The 307-nt window shown below is 37.8% G+C and carries 1 protein-coding gene; it reads left to right on the top strand.

Features of this window, described 5'->3' with window-relative positions:
• Positions 1 to 100 precede the first annotated feature (100 nt).
• Positions 101 to 307 (top strand): hypothetical protein (locus RMT89_RS42085; protein ID WP_315889034.1); only part of this gene is annotated, 207 nt, incomplete at its 3' end.

Raw genomic sequence — 307 nt, 5'->3', positions numbered from 1 at the left:
AGTGGTGCTATCTTCAAGCCTTTACGAGCTGGCGAATAACTTAAATTTAGAGCCCCACCCATCGAATTACAGGATCATCGAAAGACGGCTAAATCAGTTATTGAGCGCATTTCTTCTTGTCGAAGAAAAAGATGAGCATGGAAAATGTATTGATAGAAAAGTGGTTCGGTTTATCCAAGATATAAGATTTGTTCACGATCCGATGAAAAACAAGAGAAAAGGAACCTCACAAAATAAAACCAATCATATTTTTGTTGTTCTCGACCACAGATTACTTGCAGCAATCAGAGATCACGGTTATTTCTTC

This window comes from Streptomyces sp. P17 (assembly GCF_032436805.1).
Classification (GTDB): domain Bacteria; phylum Actinomycetota; class Actinomycetes; order Streptomycetales; family Streptomycetaceae; genus Streptomyces.
Note: the sequence above shows the minus strand (reverse complement) of the source record. Positions and strands in the feature narration are given on the sequence as shown.